Source organism: Streptomyces sp. rh34 (assembly GCF_002551245.1).
In the GTDB taxonomy this organism is placed as follows: domain Bacteria; phylum Actinomycetota; class Actinomycetes; order Streptomycetales; family Streptomycetaceae; genus Streptomyces.
Genome location: NZ_NTGZ01000439.1, coordinates 1 through 3,252, shown reverse-complemented (window position 1 = coordinate 3,252; position 3,252 = coordinate 1). Strand labels below are relative to the sequence as shown.

2 pseudogenes are annotated in these 3,252 nt (G+C 77.1%); both read right to left on the bottom strand.

From position 1 onward, the window contains the following. A pseudogene (locus tag CR470_RS36865) lies at positions 1 to 501 on the bottom strand (hypothetical protein); the annotation flags it as partial. Then, positions 498 to 3,218 (bottom strand): annotated as a pseudogene (locus CR470_RS36860) (DUF5682 family protein); the annotation flags it as partial. The pseudogenes CR470_RS36865 and CR470_RS36860, both read right to left, overlap by 4 nt. Between the last annotated feature and the right edge of the window lie 34 nt (positions 3,219 to 3,252).

The following is a 3,252-nucleotide window of genomic DNA, read 5'->3' as shown; positions in this document are numbered from 1 at the left end:
CCCGTCGACACCGGCCTCCAGCACGGCGGCGCCCGCCGACCACAGGGCGTCGGCGGCGGCACGCCGGGACGGGCTCGCCACCTCGGGCGGGGTGTCGGAGTCGGGGGCGGGATCGGTTACGGAAGCGGGGCCGGTGGCGGAGGCGGGGTCCGTTACGGAGGTGGGTTCGGGGGCCGCCGTGGTGGGCTGGTCGGCGAGCTCCGGCGGCGGGTCCGCCGCGGGGGCGGCGCAGGCGGCGGCCGCCCGGTGGACGCAGGCCGGGGCGAGGAGGCAACCGCAGGTGATGGCGTCCGTCGTCGCCACCACGCCGCCCGGGGCGTGCAGGCGCAACTCGGTCTCGTCGTCGACCTCGATGGTCACCGTGTCCCCGTCGCGGCGCGTCGTGCGGGTGCCGAGCTTGGTGACGGCCGCGTCCAGCCGCTTGCGCAGCCGGGGCGAGAGGTCCTCCACGAGCGTGGCCGTGACCTCCGGCGCGACAGGTGGCAACCGGTCCTCGTTCATGCGGTCTTCTCCCCTATCCAGCGGGCCAGTTCGAGTGGGCTGAGGGCCGCCACGGGCATGCCGGCGGCCACGAGCTGCCCGGCGACGCCGGTCGAGTAGCGGGGCCGGCCGGCGTCGTCGAGACTCGCGCACCCGAGCACGTGGCAGCCGGTGGTCACCAGAGCCCGCACCTCGGCCAGCAGTCCGGCGAGCGGCGCGCCCTCCTCGAAGTCGCTGATGACGACGACGAGGGTGCGGCTGGGCACCGCGATCAGGCTGCGGGCGTGCCGCAGCCCGGCGGCGATGTGCGTGCCCCCGCCCACGCTGACCTCCAGCAGGAGGGAGAGGGGATCGTGCACATGCCCGGTGAGGTCGACGACCTCCGTGGAGAAGGCCAGGAAATGGGTGCTCAGGGCCGGTACGCCGGCGAGCACGGAGGCGGTCAGCGCGGACCAGATCGTGGACGACTCCATGGATCCGGAGACGTCGGTGACCAGGATCAGCCGCCAGTCGGCCGACCGGCGGGCGCGACTGCGGAACACGGGCTTCTCAGGGATCACCCGGATCGTTCCGTCGGCCGTCCGGCGGGCGTTGGCCAGGTTGGCGCGCAGCGTGCGCGGCAGGTCGAGCCTGCCGCCGGGGCGGCGGGTGGGCCGGGCCAGCATCGTACCGGTGAGGGCGGGCCGCAGCCGGGTGGCGAGTTGCCGGGTCAGTTCGTCGACCAGGTGGCGGACCAGGGGCCGGAGCGCCGCGACGCGGGCTTCGGGGAGCCCGCCGGCGTACCGCAGGATCGTCCGGAGCAGTTCCACGGAGGGGGTGGCGGCCGTCGGGTCGAGTTCGGCGAGGACGTCCTGCCGTCCTGTACCGGCCGCCGCCGCGAGGACCTCCTCGCGGACGCCGGGGCCGAACAGCGCGGCCAGTTCCTCGGACCACTCGCGGACGCCGGGGAAGGACGGCTCCCGGCCGCCGCGCGGTCCGGAGCCGCCGTGACCGGGCAGGCCGCCGCGGGATCCCTCGCCGTGCCCCGCGCCGTAGAGCTCGTCGAGAGCGGTCGCCAGGCGGGCGGCCCCGGAGGCGAGTTGGTCGGCCCGCCGGCCGAGCACGAGCCTCCAGCGGTCGGCGGGCGCGAGGGTCCGCGCGGCGGCGTCCTCGGCGGAGGGTACGAGGGCGGTCTTGGTGGCGGCCTCGGTATCGGGCGCGGTGGTGGGGCTCGCCGCGGTGGGGCGGCCGGACGGCTGTGGGGTCCGGTCGTCCCGCGCGGGTGGCGGGACGGGCAGGCCGAGGTCGGTCAGGAGCCGGCGGGCCGCGAGGTCGGCGGTCGTCCGGCGGGCCAGCTCGGCCGGGTCGTCCGCGTCGAGGGTGTCGACCCGTTCGCCGAGCCGCTCCTCGACGGTGTCCAGCAGTCGGTCGCGGGCGGCCGGGCTCAGGGTGTCGAAGCCACCGCGCAGGGCCGGCAGCCGGGCCAGGAACGCGGTGTCGTCCAGCTCGACGACCCGGTGCAGCAGCGGGTCCAGGGCGCCGGCCCCGACGGTCAGGAGCGGGCCCGCCACCGTCAGGACGCCGGTGAGCCGGGCGGTGAGCGCGGCCCTGGAGGAGCTGTCCACGGCTCCGTCCACCCAGGAGGCGACGCGTCCACCGAAGGACTGGGCCTCTTCTTGGCCGGTAAGCACCCTGACCGCTCCGGCGGCCGCGGCGATCAACGGGGTGCCGTCGGCGGCCAGCCGGGCGAGGGCGTCGGTGAGCCGGATGCCGCCCACCCGGTCGGCCCGCTGGGACAGTTCGAGGAGCGCCCGGGCGTCCTCGGGGTCCTCGGAGCCGGTCAGGCCGTCGACCTGGCGTACCGCGGCCGAGGTCAGCAGTTCGGCCGCGTGCGCGGTGCGGGCGGCACGTGCGGTGGTGTCCGGGGCCGTCGAGCCGTCGGGCGCGGCCAGCCCCGGCAGGTGGCCGGCCTCCACGCGATCCAGCAGGTCGAGCCCCGCGAGGAGTTCGGGAAGGGTCCCGCTCGCGGGGAGTACGGCGGCGAGTTCCGTCAGCCGTTCGTCGGCCAGACCGGGGAGCCCGCATTCGGCGGCCTCCGCGAGGCCGCCGACGACCTGGGCGGCCGTCGGACCGCCCTCCGCCCGCTCGGCCGCGTGCCGCTGCCGCAGCACCCCCTCGGCCGCCTGGGCCGGGGTGACGCCGCGTGCCCCGGCCGCGGTGAGCATCGCGGCTGTCGCCGGGGTCCACCGCACCTGCCAGCGCGTCGTGAGTCCTTCACCGCCCGCCGCACCGGCCACCCCCTGCTCCTGCGCGTAAGGGATGCCGCACACCGTCAGCCTGCGCAGCAGCAGTTCGCGGCGCCGGTCCAGGGTGGAGCGCGCCGGGTCGAGCCGGAGATCGCGCGGTGTCTTCTCGTGCGCGTCCGATGGCCCGGGGAGCGCGAGCGCCTCGGACTCGGCCTCCACGGCGGGGCCCAGTCCGCTGCGCGGAGCGGCGGGTGCGGGCCGTCCGGTGCGGGCTCCGACGAGTACGCGTTCGAGGGCCCGGGCGACGGCGCGGCCGGTGCCGTAGGTCTCGCCGCGCCCCAGCACCGTCTGCACGGCTTCCAGGAGCTCACCGCGGCCGGGGGCGGGCAGGCCGCGCAGGCGGGCCAGGTCGCCGGCCACCCGGACGACCTCCCGGCCGTCCGCCGGGCCGTAGGGGTGGCCCTGTTCACGCAGGGCGGCGCAGACGCGGACCGCGGTGCGGATCAGCGCCTCGTCTGTCTCTTATACACATCTCTGATGGCGCGAG